Source organism: Bacillus amyloliquefaciens DSM 7 = ATCC 23350, assembly GCF_000196735.1.
GTDB lineage: Bacteria > Bacillota > Bacilli > Bacillales > Bacillaceae > Bacillus > Bacillus amyloliquefaciens.
In genome coordinates, this window is record NC_014551.1 from 404,891 (window position 1) to 422,158 (window position 17,268).

General features: G+C 49.4%; 20 protein-coding genes. 15 read left to right on the forward strand and 5 right to left on the reverse strand.

What is annotated here, in order from left to right; genetic code table 11:
• Window positions 1-24: 24 nt before the first annotated feature.
• The 3 genes from BAMF_RS22250 to BAMF_RS22260 are packed head-to-tail and all read right to left on the reverse strand — an operon-like array spanning window position 25 to window position 2,882.
• Window positions 25-636: a YcnI family copper-binding membrane protein gene (locus tag BAMF_RS22250; protein WP_013351021.1), complete on the reverse strand. Its 612-nt coding sequence runs from the start codon at window positions 634-636 to the stop codon at window positions 25-27.
• Between the two features lie 12 nt (window positions 637-648).
• Window positions 649-2,277 (reverse strand): copper resistance protein CopC, encoded by a 1,629-nt coding sequence (locus BAMF_RS22255; protein WP_013351022.1) that lies wholly within the window; start codon window positions 2,275-2,277, stop codon window positions 649-651.
• 32 nt (window positions 2,278-2,309) lie between these two features.
• Entirely contained in the window at window positions 2,310-2,882 is a 573-nt protein-coding gene (locus BAMF_RS22260; RefSeq protein ID WP_041481699.1) for a DeoR family transcriptional regulator, read from the reverse strand.
• A 176-nt stretch (window positions 2,883-3,058) separates the two neighbouring features.
• Here BAMF_RS22260 and BAMF_RS22265 point away from each other — a divergent pair, with 176 nt between their 5' ends.
• The 5 genes from BAMF_RS22265 (at window position 3,059) to BAMF_RS22285 (ending at window position 7,061) form a co-directional block, all read left to right on the forward strand.
• Window positions 3,059-3,400, forward strand: a complete 342-nt coding sequence (locus BAMF_RS22265; protein WP_013351024.1) for a hypothetical protein — start codon at window positions 3,059-3,061, stop codon at window positions 3,398-3,400.
• Window positions 3,401-3,583: 183 nt separating this feature from the next.
• Window positions 3,584-5,017: a PTS mannitol transporter subunit IICB gene (locus tag BAMF_RS22270; protein WP_013351025.1), complete on the forward strand. Its 1,434-nt coding sequence runs from the start codon at window positions 3,584-3,586 to the stop codon at window positions 5,015-5,017.
• A gap of 25 nt (window positions 5,018-5,042) precedes the next feature.
• On the forward strand, window positions 5,043-5,474 hold the full coding sequence (locus tag BAMF_RS22275; RefSeq protein ID WP_013351026.1) for a PTS sugar transporter subunit IIA: 432 nt from the start codon (window positions 5,043-5,045) through the stop codon (window positions 5,472-5,474).
• Window position 5,475: 1 nt separating this feature from the next.
• Window positions 5,476-6,597, forward strand: coding sequence for a mannitol-1-phosphate 5-dehydrogenase (locus BAMF_RS22280; RefSeq protein ID WP_013351027.1), 1,122 nt, complete (start codon window positions 5,476-5,478; stop codon window positions 6,595-6,597).
• A gap of 68 nt (window positions 6,598-6,665) precedes the next feature.
• Window positions 6,666-7,061: a 3-hydroxyacyl-ACP dehydratase FabZ family protein gene (locus tag BAMF_RS22285; protein ID WP_013351028.1), complete on the forward strand. Its 396-nt coding sequence runs from the start codon at window positions 6,666-6,668 to the stop codon at window positions 7,059-7,061.
• Window positions 7,062-7,099: 38 nt separating this feature from the next.
• On the opposite strand, the gene BAMF_RS41135 is transcribed toward BAMF_RS22285, so the two are convergent.
• Complete coding sequence (locus tag BAMF_RS41135) at window positions 7,100-7,264, reverse strand: hypothetical protein (RefSeq protein ID WP_003156294.1); 165 nt, start codon at window positions 7,262-7,264, stop codon at window positions 7,100-7,102.
• A gap of 128 nt (window positions 7,265-7,392) precedes the next feature.
• Here BAMF_RS41135 and BAMF_RS22290 point away from each other — a divergent pair, with 128 nt between their 5' ends.
• From BAMF_RS22290 to BAMF_RS22330, 9 genes are all read left to right on the forward strand, one after another.
• Entirely contained in the window at window positions 7,393-8,142 is a 750-nt protein-coding gene (locus BAMF_RS22290) for a Cof-type HAD-IIB family hydrolase (protein ID WP_013351029.1), read from the forward strand.
• Between the two features lie 200 nt (window positions 8,143-8,342).
• Entirely contained in the window at window positions 8,343-9,107 is a 765-nt protein-coding gene (locus BAMF_RS22295) for a 5-oxoprolinase subunit PxpA (RefSeq protein ID WP_013351030.1), read from the forward strand.
• A 22-nt stretch (window positions 9,108-9,129) separates the two neighbouring features.
• On the forward strand, window positions 9,130-10,344 hold the full coding sequence (locus BAMF_RS22300) for an NRAMP family divalent metal transporter (protein ID WP_013351031.1): 1,215 nt from the start codon (window positions 9,130-9,132) through the stop codon (window positions 10,342-10,344).
• A 25-nt stretch (window positions 10,345-10,369) separates the two neighbouring features.
• Window positions 10,370-11,143 carry a putative hydro-lyase gene (locus BAMF_RS22305; protein WP_232469726.1) on the forward strand — a complete coding sequence of 258 codons (774 nt, stop codon included), beginning with the start codon at window positions 10,370-10,372 and terminating at the stop codon, window positions 11,141-11,143.
• 29 nt (window positions 11,144-11,172) lie between these two features.
• Window positions 11,173-11,904, forward strand: a complete 732-nt coding sequence (pxpB, locus tag BAMF_RS22310; protein WP_013351033.1) for a 5-oxoprolinase subunit PxpB — start codon at window positions 11,173-11,175, stop codon at window positions 11,902-11,904.
• Window positions 11,905-11,906: 2 nt separating this feature from the next.
• Window positions 11,907-12,914: a 5-oxoprolinase subunit C family protein gene (locus BAMF_RS22315; protein WP_088030669.1), complete on the forward strand. Its 1,008-nt coding sequence runs from the start codon at window positions 11,907-11,909 to the stop codon at window positions 12,912-12,914.
• Between the two features lie 17 nt (window positions 12,915-12,931).
• The gene (locus BAMF_RS22320) at window positions 12,932-13,681 is read left to right on the forward strand and encodes an IclR family transcriptional regulator (RefSeq protein WP_013351035.1); all 750 of its coding nucleotides are present in this window, start codon (window positions 12,932-12,934) and stop codon (window positions 13,679-13,681) included.
• 64 nt (window positions 13,682-13,745) lie between these two features.
• Window positions 13,746-14,387, forward strand: coding sequence for a GDSL-type esterase/lipase family protein (locus BAMF_RS22325; protein ID WP_013351036.1), 642 nt, complete (start codon window positions 13,746-13,748; stop codon window positions 14,385-14,387).
• 195 nt (window positions 14,388-14,582) lie between these two features.
• Window positions 14,583-14,798 (forward strand): YczI family protein, encoded by a 216-nt coding sequence (locus BAMF_RS22330; RefSeq protein WP_326373844.1) that lies wholly within the window; start codon window positions 14,583-14,585, stop codon window positions 14,796-14,798.
• Here BAMF_RS22330 and BAMF_RS22335 read toward each other — a convergent pair.
• Window positions 14,769-15,089, reverse strand: coding sequence for an antibiotic biosynthesis monooxygenase family protein (locus BAMF_RS22335; protein WP_013351038.1), 321 nt, complete (start codon window positions 15,087-15,089; stop codon window positions 14,769-14,771). The genes BAMF_RS22330 and BAMF_RS22335 overlap by 30 nt on opposite strands.
• 155 nt (window positions 15,090-15,244) lie before the next feature.
• On the opposite strand from BAMF_RS22335, the gene BAMF_RS22340 reads away from it, so the two are divergent.
• Window positions 15,245-17,248, forward strand: a complete 2,004-nt coding sequence (locus tag BAMF_RS22340; RefSeq protein ID WP_013351039.1) for a penicillin-binding transpeptidase domain-containing protein — start codon at window positions 15,245-15,247, stop codon at window positions 17,246-17,248.
• The last annotated feature ends 20 nt before the right edge of the window (window positions 17,249-17,268 follow it).

Here is a 17,268-nt window from a genome sequence, read left to right on the forward strand (position 1 = left end):
TTATGAGCCGGATCGCTTTTTGCTTTATGCGCGTTTTTTCTTAACAAGCGCCGCGATGGAAAGGATAATCGCCGCAGCTGACAGAACGATGGCCGCGATATCAAGCGCTGATACGCCGGATTTGCTTTCTTCTTTTGACTGTTCAGCTCCGTGCGCATCCGTCACGTTGGCCGCTTTTGTGATTTTCGTAATCGAGTGAGGCGTGTCAGCTTTTTCATCACCCGTCCATTCTACAATGCTGCCGTCTTTGTAATATTGGTAGGCGTCCCAAGCGGCATCCCCGGTCTTTTCAGGGTTTTTCGCAACAAATGTGAACTGCTGGAATTGGCCGGGCTGAATGCCGCCGTTCTTCGCTTCCCAAGTGACGGAGACCGCTTTGTCATCATGCTTTGATACGGACGTTTTCCAGCCCGGAATCGGCTGGTACTGCTGAAATTCAACGCCCGCAGGCATTTTCAGCACGACTTTCGTTGTCGGCTCATTTTTTTCCACAGGCACTTTCATCGTGTACGTTTCCCAGGAACCCGCCGCGGATTCCGCGGGTTTGACTGAGACGTGGGCGCTTGCTGTTGCCGTAAAACCGATGAGTGACAGGGTTATGGCAGACATGAATACTAAAGCCTTTTTTTTCAACATGAGATACACTCCTTAGTTTGTGGTTGAGAATATTTGATTGATTTCATTAAAGTCGTTTGTCAGTCCGTGGACTTTGATCTTCCAGTTTCCCTTTTCGGTGATGGACATATTGGCGGCTTCGAATGTGCCTTCCTTCGTTTTTTTCAAATCAAAGGTGCTTTCATGCTGTTTGCCGCTGAAGCCCGTCTGATAAACCGTCACCGTAAATTGCTGAATGTCTTTCACAAGGCTGCCGTTGTGATCGGTGACAATGACTTGAAATTCATTTTTACCCGGCTGGTTCGGCGTTATGTGCAAGGACAGGGTTTCCCCGTTTCCGATCATGTCTGAGCCGTTAAAAGGCAATGGCGCAGGCGGCGGCGGGCTGGGCAGGCTTGTGAAGACGGCGGTTGTAAATAACACCGCAATCCCTATTACCCATTCGGCCTTTATTGTGCCGCTGATGCTTTTGTTTCTGCGGAGTTTTGTCATCCATACGTGAATGGCGCCGAGAGCAAGCATGATGACAAACAGTCCGATTTTCAAAAGAAGCGTCTTGCCGTAAGCGGTGTGAAAGAGTGAATCAAACGAACGGATAATGAAAAATCCGTTCAGCACACCTGAAAATAAAAGCACGCCGACAGAGGCGAATGCCCAAGGGGAGAACCGTCTGACCGTTTCCCAGGCGATGGTTTTATCGGTGTTTCTCCACTCTGATGAAAGAAGCAGCACAAGCGCGGCTATACCGCCCGTCCATACAGACGCGGCTGATAAATGGAGAAAGTCCATTGTGATGCCGACCGCTTTTTCGTCAATGACCGCCGCATGTCCGGCAAATGCTTTTGCCAAAAGCGAAGCGAAAAAGAACAATAGCGGCGCCGTCCAGTACGCAAATGACCGAAATGCTTTCTTCTTCAACAGCGGGATCATGGACACAGCAAGCAGGATAAATAAGCTGATCTGGATCATCCAGACATACCCGCCGGCCGTTTTCAGAAGCGTTTCTTTTACATAGTCCGGCTGAAACGCGGCGCTCCAAGCGCCGCCCGCGTTTTCTTTCGTCTGGATCGGGAGCTGGCAGACAAGCGCGAGTCCCATTAAACATAAAGAGATAACGAGCAGCTTTACGGTTCGGCTGTTTTTTGATGAACTTTCATTTTTTCTGAACCAAAACAGATGGAAAAAGGCCGTGCCGATAAACAGGGAGAGAGCGGTGTACAAAATACCGCGGTCGATGGCCGCTTCGGGGTGAAGCGGCGCTTCCGATGATGTTTTCTCCTGAAGGCCTCCGCCGGCTTTCCCGATACTGAAAGGAATGACGCCGGATACCGGGTGTCCGTCAGCTGACACCGCGTTCCATTCCGCTCTGTAAATATCATGCGGCAGATTTTTTTTCAAAGCCGCGGTCATGATGCGGGAATCATTTTTTTGAATCACCGTTTTGCCCGCATCGACCCGTTCGCCGGATGAATTATAGACCTTAATGGAGTGGAAGCCTTCTTCAATCTGTTCATTAAACTCAATTTCAATCTGCTTTGGCGCTTGTTTTAATTCGCTGTTCTCACCCGGATTTGAGTTTGTGATGTAGGCGTGGGCGAAGCTTGTTTTCGGAATCAAAACAAGGAACAGCAAAAAGATGAGCCAGCGTTTGTTCTGTCTCATGGCTGGTGACACCGCCTTCCGGTTGGTTGTTGTTATGTCTTGCTGCAGGTGCATCCTTTCTGCCTGTCGTGTAAGATGATGTCCGCCGCCTTGTCAAAAGTGCAAATGACCCCGCCGAAGCCTTTTTGAAACCGTTCCGCGTAATCAAGCGTTGAGAAAGGAATCGCCTGAGGCCGGCAGCAATGAAGGTCAATGTCGGCATGAACTAAAAAGTATGCAGAAGCGGCTGTCAGCGTCGTTTGGAGAAGGAAATCCTTACAAATGACGTGGGACACTTCTTCCTTTTTATCCTCATACCGCAAAATCGCGCAATGAATGCAGCACATCTGCTCAACGGCTTGTGAAACGGTAATAAGCTGAACAGAATATGAATGCTGAATCGGCCGCAGGCAATAGCCGCATTGATTGGCGCTTTGTTCTGAAGCGGGCGGGAGCGTAATGCCGCCGGGGGTCCGGATAATCCGGTTTGCATCCGCCAGCTGATTGACGTCTCTGTACACGGTCATCTCGGAAACGCCGAATCTCTCGCTGATGTCAGAGATTTTCAGCGGGCCCTCCTCTTTCAGCCATTCAAGCAATGTTTGCTGTCTGTGAATCGGAAGCAATTCTGCATCCTCCTTTTTATGCAAATGAGTGATGAACCTCCTTCTAAGAGTAGATGTTTTCACAAATGTGTACAAGAGCCTGATGATAAAATATGTGAAAACATGTTGAACAATCACAAATGTAAAACGCGGAGACAGAGTCTGTTATAATAGAAGAGTTGAATGGAGGAATAAACATGAAAGAAACGACCTGCCCGAACTGCGGCAAGCCGATTACAGGCGACATGGTCAGATCATCCATAATCCCGTGCCAGTTTGATTGCGGGCACTGCCATGTGAAATTGCGTGAATATAAAGTATCAGCTCCGATTATGGCTGTTGCCATTGCGATAACGGTCCTTTTGATTTATCTTGTGCAGATGGCCCGAATCGCTGTCATGCCGATGTTTCCGGCGGCGCGGTATGTGCCGGCCGCCATTTTCGCGCTCGTATGCGCATATCCGGTGTTCATTGTCAGTGAGCGGCTCATTGCGAAACTCGTCGTTACAAAAGGACACATTATATACAGAAAGCGGTAAGACACCTTGTTATGAGGTGTCTTTTTTTTAGTTAAGGATTTGTCACACTCTATGTGCCAAACTCCTCTTTACTTTTCGTTGAATGAGTATTGTAAGCGTTTTATGATGAAGACACAGGGGAGAAAGAAACCCCGTGTCTTATTTATTTTCATCTTAAGGCGAGCAAACAGGGAGGGAATTGACATGCAGCAAGAACAGCAAGCTGGCATGAAAGTGAAGATACAGCGGTTCGGCAGTTATTTAAGCGGTATGATCATGCCGAATATCGGCGCATTTATTGCGTGGGGAATTATCACCGCGCTGTTTATTCCTAAGGGATGGTTTCCGAATCCGCAGCTGAATACATTGGTAAGCCCGATGATTACGTATCTTCTGCCGCTTTTAATCGCATATACGGGCGGAAAAATGATTTACGATCATCGCGGGGGAGTCGTCGGGGCGACGGCCGCCATCGGAGTCATTGTCGGAGCAGACATTCCGATGTTCTTAGGCGCAATGATTATGGGGCCTTTGGGCGGTTATCTCATTAAACAAGTAGACCGTTTATTTAAAGATAAAGTCAGACAGGGTTTTGAAATGCTGATCAACAACTTCACGGCGGGAATTATCGGCGCTGTGCTGACAATTATCGCATTTTATGCGATCGGCCCGGTCGTCCTGTCTCTTAACAAATTGCTGGCGGCGGGTGTGGAAGTCATTGTCCATGCGAATTTGCTGCCGATTGCAAGCGTTTTCGTTGAACCGGCGAAAGTCCTGTTCCTCAATAACGCGATCAACCACGGCATTTTAAGTCCGATCGGAATCGAGCAGGCCGCAAAAGTGGGTAAATCCATTCTGTTCTTAGTGGAAGCGAACCCCGGGCCTGGACTCGGTATTTTACTGGCATACATGTTCTTTGGAAAAGGCTCTTCAAAATCGACGGCTCCGGGAGCGGCGATCATTCATTTCTTCGGGGGGATTCATGAAATCTATTTCCCTTACATTTTAATGAAACCGATGCTGATCCTCGCGGCGATCGCGGGAGGAGCGAGCGGACTGCTCACATTCTCGATTTTTAACGCGGGACTTGTCGCAGCATCATCGCCGGGCAGCATCATCGCGATTTTAGCGCTGACGCCGAAAGGAAGCTATCTCGGTGTGCTGGCGGGTGTCATCGTTGCAGCCGCCGTATCGTTTATCGTATCGGCGCTTATTCTGAAATCATCTAAAGCGGGTGAAGAAGATCTGACAGCCGCTGCGGAAAAAATGCAGGAAATGAAAGGCAGGAAAAGCGAAGCGGCGGCCGCATTGGCAGATACAGAGGAAGAGCCGGAAAGCGGCGCAGCCGATATTTCCGCTGATCAAGTCAGCCGCATTATCTTCGCGTGTGATGCGGGTATGGGATCGAGCGCAATGGGCGCTTCCATTTTAAGAAACAAAGTGAAAAAAGCAGAGCTGGATATTGATGTGACAAATACGTCGATCAATAATCTTCCGAATGACGCGGATATCGTCATTACGCATAAGGACCTGACTGACCGCGCGAAAGCGAAGCGGCCGGAGGCGGTGCACATTTCGGTTGATAATTTCTTAAACAGTCCGAAATACGATGAACTGATTGAAAAGCTTAAAAACTAATCAAACAGAAAGAGGGATTTTCATCATGGAAGTATTGGCTAAAGCGAATATCAAACTGAACCAAACAGTGAACTCAAAAGAGGATGCCATCCGCCTGGCGGGACAGACATTAATTGATAACGGTTACGTGAAAAACGGCTACGTGGAAAAAATGTTCGAACGTGAAGAAACATCATCCACTTTTATGGGGAATTTCATTGCGATCCCGCACGGCACGGAAGACGCGAAGGAAGAAGTGCTTCATTCAGGCATTTCCATCATCCAGATTCCGAATGGTGTTGAATACGGTGAAGGCAATACGGCAAAGGTCGTTTTCGGTATCGCCGGAAAAAACAATGAGCACTTAGACATTTTGTCAAACATCGCCATCATCTGCTCAGAGGAAGAAAACATCGAACGGCTGATCAGTGCAAAAACGGAAGAAGAACTGGCCGCTATTTTCAGCGAGGTGAACTGACATGATTGCCCTTCATTTCGGAGCGGGAAACATCGGGCGGGGCTTTATCGGCGCCCTGCTCCATCATTCCGGCTATGAGGTTGTTTTCGCTGATGTGAATGAAACGATGGTCAGCCTTCTTAATGAAAAGAAGGAATATACCGTGGAGCTTGCCGACGGCGGCCGGCAGACAGAAACCATCGGCCCCGTTTCAGCCATCAACAGCGCGAAGCAAGAACAAGAGCTGTACAGGCTGATCAATGACGCGGCGATCATTACGACGGCAGTAGGGCCGAACGTTCTCAAATTCATCGCCCCGTCAATTGCGGAAGGGCTGAAGCGCAGAACGTCCTCTGAACCTCTGAATATCATCGCCTGTGAAAATATGATCGGCGGCAGCAGTTTTTTGAAAAAAGAGGTTTTCGGACATTTGATGGAAGCGGAGCGGGAACTGGTGAATCAGACGGTCGGCTTCCCGGATTCCGCGGTGGATCGGATCGTGCCGATTCAGCACCATGAGGACCCGCTGAAAGTATCCGTAGAGCCGTTTTTTGAATGGGTCATAGACAGAACCGGCTTTTCCGGCGGTCAGCCGGCACTGAAAGGCGCGCTGTTTACTGATGATCTTACACCGTTTATTGAACGGAAGCTGTTTACCGTCAATACCGGCCATGCCGTTACGGCGTACGTCGGCTATCAGCGCGGATTAAAAACCGTCAAAGAAGCCATCGACCATCCCGAAATCCGGCGTGTCGTGTACGATGCCCTTTCAGAAACGGGCGAGTACCTGGTAAAGGCGTACGGCTTTAAGCAAGCCGAACACGAGCAGTACATGAAGAAAATCATCAGCCGTTTTGAAAATGAATACATCACGGATGATGTGACGAGGGTCGCCAGATCACCGCTCAGAAAACTCGGAGCGAATGATAGATTAGTAGGGCCGGCCAAAAAAATAAAAGAGCCGAACGCGCTGGCAGAAGGCATCGCCGCCGCCCTGCGCTTTGACTATAAGGGTGATCCGGAAGCGGTTGAGCTGCAAAAGCTTATCGCGGAAAAAGGCACGAGCGCGGTTCTTCAAGACATTTGCGGTATTCAGCCGCATGAACCGCTGCACGGCATCGTACTTAAAAAGCTGAATCAATAAGATGAACCCGCATCGGGGGACGCGGGTTTTTTTCTTCTGTTATAATGTGAGGGAAGGGAGGCTGCGTGATGAATGAGGAGCTTTTGCCCCATCGTTATCCGTTTCTTTTGATTGACGGCACGAAGAACAGCGAAGCCGGAAAATGGGCGGAAGCTTATAAATACATCAGTGAAAATGACTGGTTTATGTCAGAATCACAAAGAGAGATGCCGTTTTCGCTCATCGTTGAAGCAATGGCCCAAACGGCCGCCTGCGCGGGAATTACAGGTGAAAACAGCCTCGGCCTGCTGTCTGCGGTGAAGAAAGCGGAAAGATTAGGTGCCGCTTTGCCGGGAGACCGTCTGGATCTTTTGTTTGAAGTCACGCGAATCAGGCGCGGGTTTGTATTCGGCCGGGCGAAAGCGTCCGTTGCCGGGAAGCCTGTGGCGGAAGCTGAGATCAGCATATTTATCCAGCCATCATAAAAAAAGCCGCCTTCAGCGGCGGCTTTCGGACAAGCCCGTCATTTTGTATCATAATCTCTTTCACTTTGTGAATTGTCCCTTTGGTCGTGTTTGTGTTTTTCGTCATTGGCGTTTTCTTTCAGCTCTTCCAGCGGAATCGGATCGGTTAAATCATGATGTTCAGGATTTTCATTCGGTTTGTTCTTCTGTTTTCTTTCTTTCATCCTTCATCACCTCAATAGTTCTTTTCCTCAACGTTCTCCCCGCCAAACGTCTGGGAGCGGTTTTTTGTTCCTGTGGGTCATATGTATTAAAATAGAAACGACTACATTATAAAAAGTGAGGTACATATATGCCGATACAAAGAGAAGACGCAGATATTAAACTGATCGCGATTGATATGGACGGAACCCTGCTCAATGACGAGCAGCTCATCCCGGAGGAAAACCGGCGGGCGATCAAGGAAGCGGAGGCGAAAGGAATTCACGTCGTCATCAGCACAGGACGCACGCTGATGACCTGCCGCGAGCTGGCTGAGTCTCTCGAGCTGTCATCCTTTTTAATTACGGCAAACGGCAGCGAAATCTGGGATTCCAACTTTGAGCTGGTTGAGCGCAAGCTTCTTCATACCGATCATATTCAAAAATTATGGGATCTGAGAAATAAGCACAACACGAATTTCTGGGCCTCTACCGTCGATAGAGTATGGAGAGGGGAATTCCCGGAAACGATTACGGATCACCAGTGGCTCAAGTTCGGATTTGAAATCGAGGATGACGATGTGCGGAATGAGGTGCTGAAAGAGCTGAAGGAAAACAAGGAGCTCGAAATCACAAACTCCAGCCCGATCAATATCGAAGTCAATGCGCTCGGCATTAATAAAGCGGCAGCGCTTGCGAAGGTTTCGGAAAAACTCGGCTTCACGATGGAAAATGTGATGGCAATGGGCGACAGTCTGAATGACATTGCCATGATTGAAAAGGCGGGCGTCGGCGTCGCCATGGGAAATGCGCAGGACATCGTGAAAGAAACGGCTGACTGGGTGACTGATGTCAACACGGAAAACGGGGTCGCCAAAGCGATCCGCCACTGGGTGCTGTAATAGAAAAAAGAGGGTCTCTGTATGAGGCTCTCTTTTTTGTTTTGTCACATTTCTGACTAGGTCCATGGTAGGTTTTCTGACAAAAGGATGTTCAAATCTGTCAGAATTGATATAATGAAAAAAGTCCAATAATTCGGAATAGTCGTTCCGAATAGCGGAATGATAATAAAATAAAACGTTTACAATACAGGAGGGATCTTATGTTTCAGATTGACATCAATTGTGATTTAGGAGAAAGTTTCGGTGCTTATAAGATCGGGTTTGATGAAGAGATTTTGGATTATGTGACATCTGCAAACATCGCCTGCGGCTTTCATGCGGGTGATCCCACCGTGATGCGCAAAACAGTTGCGCTTGCGGCGGAGAAAGGCGTGAAAATCGGCGCTCATCCCGGGCTGTTCGATCTTCAGGGATTCGGGCGGAGGCAGATCGCGATTACGCCCGAGGAAGCGTATGATCTGACACTGTACCAAATCGGCGCGCTGTCAGGATTTTTAAAAGCAGAAGGTGTCGCGATGCAGCATGTGAAGCCGCACGGCGCTTTATATAATATGGCCGCCGTCAACCGCGGTCTGTCAGATGCGATCGCTCAAGCGGTTTTTCATTTTGATCCCGGACTTATTTTATTCGGACTTTCCGGAAGCGAGCTGATTAAAGCGGGGGACCGAATCGGACTGCAGACGGCAAGTGAAGTGTTTGCGGACCGCACCTATCAGAAAGACGGCACGCTGACGCCGCGTTCACAGCCGGATGCGCTGATTCAGGATGACAAAAAAGCGGTCGGGCAAGTGATCCGAATGGTGAAAGACAATACGGTGACATCTGCGGAGGGACAAGCTGTAAACCTGAAAGCGGACACCGTCTGTATTCACGGAGACGGCGCCCATGCGCTCACATTCGCAAAAACGATCAGAAAAGAACTAAAAGCGGCTGACATTCAAATCAGCGCGCTTGCAAAAGACTGAGCAGCAGAGGGAGGAAGACAGCATGGAACAAAAGAAAAAAACAGCCGGAAAGGCTCCCGGCAGATGGTCGCTGCTTTTAGGCGCGACATTTCTGATGGCGACATCTTCAATCGGGCCCGGCTTTCTGACGCAAACGGCCACGTTCACCAATACATTGGCGGCAAGCTTCGGCTTTATCATTTTAATCTCCATTATTTTGGACATTTTCGCACAGACCAATGTGTGGCGGATTATCGCAGTTTCCGGAAAGCGCGGCCAAGAGATTGCAAATATGGTGCTCCCGGGCGCCGGTTATGCCATTGCTTTTCTGGTCGTGCTCGGCGGACTTGCGTTTAATATCGGAAACATTGGCGGCGCGGGTCTCGGCCTTCAAGTATTATTCGGGATCAAACCGGAAATCGGCGCTTTAATCAGCGCTGCGGTCGCGGTTCTGATTTTCGTCATAAAGGAAGCCGGAAAAGTCATGGACCGTTTTATGCAAATCGCCGGAATCGTCATGATCATATTAACGGTGTATGTTGCCGTAACGACGGCCCCGCCGGTCGGACACGCCGTTGCGAAAACCTTTATGCCTGATCATATCAGTGTGCTGGCGATCGTGACCCTTGTCGGCGGCACGGTCGGCGGATACATTACATTTGCCGGCGGCCACCGTTTACTTGATTCAGGCATCCAAGGGAAGGAAGTCATTCCTCAGGTCACGAAAAGCTCCATCACAGGTGTCTTAATTACATCTATTATGCGGATTGCCCTGTTTCTCGCCGTGCTCGGCGTCGTCTCAAAGGGCCTGCGTATTGATCCCGATAATCCCGCGGCTTCTGTATTCCGGCTTGCAGCGGGAAATGTCGGCTATAAAATTTTCGGCGTCATCATGTGGTCTGCCGCTATTACGTCCGTCATCGGCGCGGCATATACATCGGTGTCATTCTTCAAATCGTTCTCGGCAAAAATCGAAAAGCATTCACACGGCGTCATTATCGGTTTTATCATCGTATCCACGCTCATTTTTGTCACGATCGGCCAGCCTGCCAAAATTCTGGTCGCGGTCGGTTCGCTTAACGGTTTAATTCTGCCGCTTGCGTTAGCGATGATTCTGTTGGGCGCTTATAAGAAAAAAATCGTCGGCGATTACAAGCATCCAGTCTGGCTCACTATTGCGGGGGCGACAGTCGTCGTTGTCATGGCGATTATGGGCATCTATACATTATTCTCGCAATTGCCGCAGCTATGGAGCTGATGACATGAAAAAACATATGAGTGACATGACTCCCGAAGAAGTCAGACAGCTTATCAGGAAGGGGCAGATGACCGGGCCGACGGCAGGATGGGCCGCTTCTTATGCACAAGCCAATCTCGTCGTTTTGCAAAAGGATCTTGCCTTTGATTTTCTCTTATTCTGCCAGCGCAATCAAAAGCCGTGTCCGGTGCTTGACGTGACGGATACGGGCTCACCCGTACCGGCTGTTGCGGCGCCGGGAGCTGATATCCGGACGGACTTTCCGAAGTACAGGATTTATCGGCATGGCGTGCTTACTGAAGAGGTAACGGATATCACCCGGTATTGGAAGGATGATTTTGTCGGGTTTTTGATCGGCTGCAGCTTTTCATTCGAGCAAGCCCTTATCAATCAGCAAATTCCCATCAGGCACATCGATGAGGGAGTGAATGTTCCCATGTATATAACAAACATTGACTGTGTTCCGGCCGGGCGGTTTTCAGGAAAGATGGTCGTCAGCATGAGGCCGATTCCGGAAAGGCTTGCAGTCCGCGCGGCGCAGGTCACGTCACGTTTTCCCGCCGTACACGGCGCCCCCGTCAGCATCGGAAATCCGAAAAGCATCGGCATCAGCGATTTGAATCAGCCGGACTTCGGCGATGCCGTGACGGTGCGGGAAGGCGAAGTTCCCGTATTCTGGGCGTGCGGCGTTACACCGCAGGCGGTGATCATGGAAGCAAAGCCTGAGATCGTGATGACGCATTCACCGGGGCACATGCTGATCACCGATATCCGGAATGAATCGCTTGCTGTTCTGTAAGTGAGAAAGAAAACAACGAGGTGATGACAATGATGCAGTATAGCGGCAATACAGCGCTTGATATACAGCCGCACGGTGATTCCGCCGTTATCATCCGCTTTGGCGGGCAAATCAGCGAAGAGGTTAACAGCCGGGTTCATGCGGCGGCGGCCTGTATTGAAGAACGGCCGTTTCCGGGCTTCGTTGAATGTATCCCGGCATTTACGAGCTTAACGATCTTTTATGATGTGTATGCCGTCTCAAATATAAAAAAAGGCGTCTCTCCTTTTGCATTGGCCAAGAAAGAAGTGATAGAACGCCTCAGCCATTTAAAGACCGACAGGCAAAAAGAGCGCCGGGTAATGGAAATCCCCGTTTGCTACGGCGGTGATTTCGGTCCTGATTTAGAAGAGGTCGCTAAGATGAACGATCTGACGCCGGAAGACGTCATCCGCATTCATACCGAAGGCGAATATCTCGTCTATATGCTCGGATTCGCGCCGGGATTTCCGTTTTTAGGAGGAATGTCTGAGCGGATCAGAGCGCCGAGAAAGTCGTCGCCAAGGCCGTCAATCCCGGCCGGTTCAGTAGGAATCGCCGGAATGCAGACCGGTGTGTATCCGATATCCACTCCCGGCGGCTGGCAGCTGATCGGCAGCACCCCGCTTCGGCTTTTCAGGCCGGAAGAACATCCGCCAAGCCTGTTGAGAGCGGGCGATACGGTGAAATTCGTCCGAATCACAGCAGAAGAATACAGCCGCATCAAGGAGGGAGCCGAATGAGCATGAAAGTGGTGAAGCCCGGTCTTCTGACGACGATTCAGGATACGGGGCGAACGGGGTACCAGAAATACGGTGTACTGGGAAGCGGCGCAATGGATACGATCTCTCTGCGCATTGCCAATCTTCTTGCCGGAAATAAAGAAACAGAAGCAGGACTGGAAATTACGCTAATGGGGCCCGGTCCTTCCTTTGAGCTTTCAGAACCGGCAGTCATTGCCGTCACGGGGGCTGATTTCGCCTTTCATATTAATGGAGAACCGGCCCCTCTGTGGAAACCGGTTCTTGTAAAGGAAAACAGCGTTGTTTCATTTGGACCGTGCAAGATGGGGAGCCGCGCTTATCTCGCCGTCGCGGGGGGATTTGACGTGCCCGCCGTCATGGAAAGCAAAAGCACGTATGTCAGAGCGGGGATCGGCGGCTTTTACGGAAGAGCCCTGCAAAAGGATGATGAACTTCCGCTCGGCAGTATGACGCAGTGCTCGGAAATCATCGCGCACCGTTTGAGCGATTCTCTCGGGCAGCATGGTTTCTCAGCACCTGATTGGTCTGTCAGCAGCAGAGGTTTTCTGCCGCTGAAAAAAAATCCGGTCATTCGTATGCTTGAAGGGGCGCAATTTCATGCTTTTACAGAAGAAGCAAAATCACGTTTTTACAAGGAGCCGTTTACGGTCACGCCGCAGTCCGACCGAATGGGCTACCGGCTGAAGGGCGCTCCGCTTGAATTACAGGAGCCGCTTGAAATGGTATCTGAGGCCGTGACATTCGGGACGGTGCAGGTGCCGCCGGACGGCAATCCGATTATTCTGCTGGCTGACAGGCAGACGACGGGAGGCTACCCGCGAATGGCGCATATTATATCCGCCGATCTTCCTCTTGCCGCCCAAACGATGCCGGGCGAACATATCACGTTCTCGGCCGTTTCGCTGGAGGAAGCGGAAATGCTGCTTTTGGAGAGGGAACAGCAGATAAAGGAGCTGAAAGCCAGGCTCAAAATGGAATGGCTGATCTGACAAAGGGGCTAAAGACCATGGAAAACAAAAACAAAACCGTCATCAAATCAATGGAGCTGCTTCATTTGTTTCTGACTGAACCAAGCCTGAGCCTAAATGAGCTTGTTTCTCGATCGGAGATGCCGAAGACCTCGGTTCACCGGATGGCAAGTTCACTGGAGGAAATGGGATTTCTCACCCGGGCAGCGGACGGCCGTTATCAGCTGGGTCTGATCTTTTTGCAATTCGGCCAGCTTGTCTCTGAGCGTCTGGACATCAGGAAAATAGCCAAGCCGATAATGGAAGAGCTGTGCGGTGAAGTGGATGAAGCCGTTCAGCTGATTATGAGGGACGGCGATGAAGCCATTTACGTTGAAAAAATTGAAGGCACCCAAACCGTCCGGCTGTTTACCGCAATCGGCCGCCGCTCGCCGCTGTACGCGGGGGCGTGCGCCAGAAGCATTTTATCGTTTCTGCCGAGAGAGGAGATTGACACATACCTTCAGAAGACAGAGTTTGCCGCAATTGCCTCAGGCACGATGACGAATCCGGCTGAACTGCTTCAATCTATTGAAACGTCATTACAATCAGGGTATACGATCAGCTATTCGGAATTAGAGGATTACACGGCGGCGATTGGGGCGCCTATTTTCAACCACGAAGGAAAGGTGGCGGCGGGAATCAGCATCGCCGGCTTTGAAGCCAGGTTTTCAGAGGATCGGCTGCCGTATTTAACGGAAAAGGTCAAAGCCGCGGCACAGCATATTTCTGAGAAATTGGGGTATTGACCGAGCCAATTTTCCTTCGCTCGCGTACATTACAATATCGACAGTAATGAGTGGAGGAAAGTAAATGGGACTTGTTTATACGGCGCTAGGGGATTCTTTGACGACGGGAAGGGGATCCGGGCCGTTTTCCCCCGGCTTTGTTCAGCGGTTCGGGTGTATGATGGCAGAAGATTTACAGACAAGGACCGAGGTATCCATCTTTGCCAAGTCAGGCCTTGAGACGGGAGAAATTCTCGGGCTTATGTCCTTGCCGTACATTCAGAGGCGGATTCAGGCTGCTGATATGATTACGATTACGGGCTGCGGCAACGATTTGATCGATTCGGTTCGGGCGTATCAGCAAACGAAAGACGCTTCGGTGTTCGCCGGCGTGTCCCGTCACTGCCATGAGAACTTTGAAAAGATGATTGCCAAGATCGCTGCCTTAAAAGAAACGCACCCCTCTCCTTATGAGATCCGCGTTTTCAATTTATACAATCCTTTTCCGGGCATCTCCATTGCGGAAAAATGGATATCTTCTTATAATGCGCACCTCAGCACACTCGCATCAGCGCCGCACGTCAAAATTGCCGATGTCCACAGCGCTTTCAAAGGAAAGCTGAACGAATATCTCTCTCATGACCGCGTACATCCCAACAGCAGAGGATATGAAGTCATGGCATGCGTCCTGCGGGGGCTCGGATACGGAAGCCTCGCCCGCTCATAACCGCGCGCTCCTTTTCATCGGGAGCGCGCTTTTCGTTCTCCTTAAAACAAACTTAAAATTGTCCGACTTTCGTTCTATCCGTGCAAAAAGTACGCTAGAATAATGGGGGATAAAGACAGAAATAGAATTGTGTTCAAAAAATGATAACAGAAAGGATGGATTGCTTTGCTGCGCGCCTTAAAACTGTCACTCGCGATGCTGATTATTATACTTGCGGCCGCCGCATTTACGTATGCGGAACATACCTCTGTCATACAGCCGGTTATGCTCGTGTTTCTCGGTGCGGTCATGTTCATTCAGGGACTGGAAGAAAAGCGGAAGGAAAACGACGGTTCGGGGAGATTCAATATCTATACCGCTGTTTTTGTATGGTCGATCTCCTTAATCGGTTTTACGCTTCACGCGATCTGAGTTTGATAGATCCTCAAAATGTTCCACAACGGGAAATGGTGAATAAAAACGGTGAAGTAAGGCTTTCCATTCCTGATATTCCGGTGATCCGCGAAAGCCTTTTGTATGATCCTCCAATGTCTCCCATTCCACAAGCAGCAAATATTTATGCGTCTTTTCCATACATTTGGACAAGGAATGGGACAGATAACCTTTCATGCCCGATATAATCGGCTCCGCCCGGCGGAATGCCTCTTCGAATTCCCCTTCAAAGCCTTCTTTTACATGCAGCATGGCTGCTTCTCTGATCATCTGAAATTCCCCCTTTTTTAATAGATACATTGTATAAGTATATGGACCGTGATGGCTGGAAAAACAAAAAAATTTTAAACGCTATAAGAAAAAAATCCTTGCCAGCCTGATTTGATTTAGGAGAAAATAACAATTGGAAGGCAGGGGAATTAACAGTGAAAAAAGGATTATACCTATTACTTTTACTCGCAGGAATCCTAGGTTTGATCGGCTGTTCGAAAACGGAGTCGGCCGAAGACAGAATGAAAGATTTCGTGAAAGACTGGAACGGCGGTCATTACGATAAGATGTACCAAAGCCTCACACAGGATGAAAAGAAAAAATTGTCCAAAAAGGATTTTGTAAAACGATATGAAACCATCTATGAACAAGCAGGGGTCAAAAATCTGAAAGTCACTGCCGAAAAACAGGACGAAGACGATAAGAAAAAAGATGACCTTCAGCACATCGATTATAAAGTCAGCATGGATACAAAAGCAGGGAAGGTCGCCTTTGAAAACACGGCCGTCCTGAAAAAAGAAAAAACAGACGATGGAGAAGCATGGAACATCGACTGGAATCCTTCTTTTATTTTCAAACAGCTTTCCGACGACAAAACCGTGCAGATCGCAAATGAAGAACCGAAGCGCGGGCAAATCTACGACAAAGACGGCAAAGGCCTCGCTGTGAATACGGAGGTGCCGGAAATCGGCATTATTCCGGGAAAACTCGGCAAGGATAAAGACAGCGTAATCAAAAAACTGTCTGAAAAACTGGACCTTTCTGAAGACGATATAAAAAGCAAGCTGAATCAGGGCTGGGTAAAAGACGACTCCTATGTCCCGGTTCAAAAAATCAGACCGGATGACGAAAGCAAGGTCAAGAGCCTGCTTTCATTAGACGGCGTGACGAAAACGACAGTCAGCTCCCGCTACTATCCGTACGGCGAAAAAGCGGCCCACCTGACCGGGTATATTAAAACGATCACAGCGGAGGATCTGAAAAAAGCAAAAGACGGCCAATACAGCGACACCTCCAAAATCGGCATCGCCGGCCTTGAGAATGTATATGAAGACAAGCTGCGCGGCACGACCGGCTGGAAAATTTACGTTCCGCAAACGGGTGAGGTCATCGCTGAAAAGAAAGCCAAAAACGGGCAGGATATTCATGTAACGATTGACATGAAAACGCAGACGAAGCTGTATGATTCCATGAAAGATGACAGCGGAGCGGCAGTCGCCCTCGAACCGCAAACGGGAGAGACCCTCGCGCTTGTCAGCGCTCCGTCTTATGACCCGAACGGCTTTATCTTCGGCTGGAACAGCAAAGAATGGAAAAAGCTGAATGAAGATAAAAACAATCCGTTTTCAGCGAAATTCAACAAACTCTATGCGCCGGGATCAACGATTAAACCGATTGCCGCGGCAGTCGGCCTGACAAACGGAACGTTGAAAGCATCAGAAAAGAAAAAAATCACCGGAAAAGAGTGGCAGAAAGATTCAAGCTGGGGCGGCTACCATGTCACACGCGTATCAGAGCGTCTGAATGAAGTGGATCTCGAAAACGCGCTGATTACCTCGGACAACATCTACTTTGCGCAAAATGCCATAGATGCCGGAGCTGACGCGTTTACAAAAGGATTAAAATCATTTGGTTTTGATGAAGACATTCCATACCAATTTCCGATTGAAAAATCGTCAATCGCTAACGGCAAGCTTGATTCCGAGATTCTTCTCGGAGATACGGGCTACGGCCAGGGGCAGATGCTGATGTCTCCGCTGCATTTAGCGGCTGACTATACCGCATTTGTAACAGACGGAAATCTCGTCAAACCGACATTAATCAAAGACGGAGAAAAAACACCGCAAATCTGGCATAAGCAAGTGGTATCCAAAGCCAATGCCGAAGAAATCACAAAAGGGCTGAGAGGCGTCGTTGAAGATCCGCGCGGCTCTGCATATCAGCCGGTCGTAAGCGGCATTAACGTAGCCGGAAAAACCGGTACAGCCGAGCTGAAAACGTCTAAAGAAGATAAAGACGGCAAAGAAAACGGCTGGTTTGTCGGCTACGACTATAAAAAGAAAGACCTCTTGATCGCCATGATGATTCAAGACGTCAAAAAACGCGGCGGAAGCCATTACGTCGTTGAAAAAGCGAAACAGCAGTTTCAGAACCGGTAAATGACGATTTTTCCGGGCTG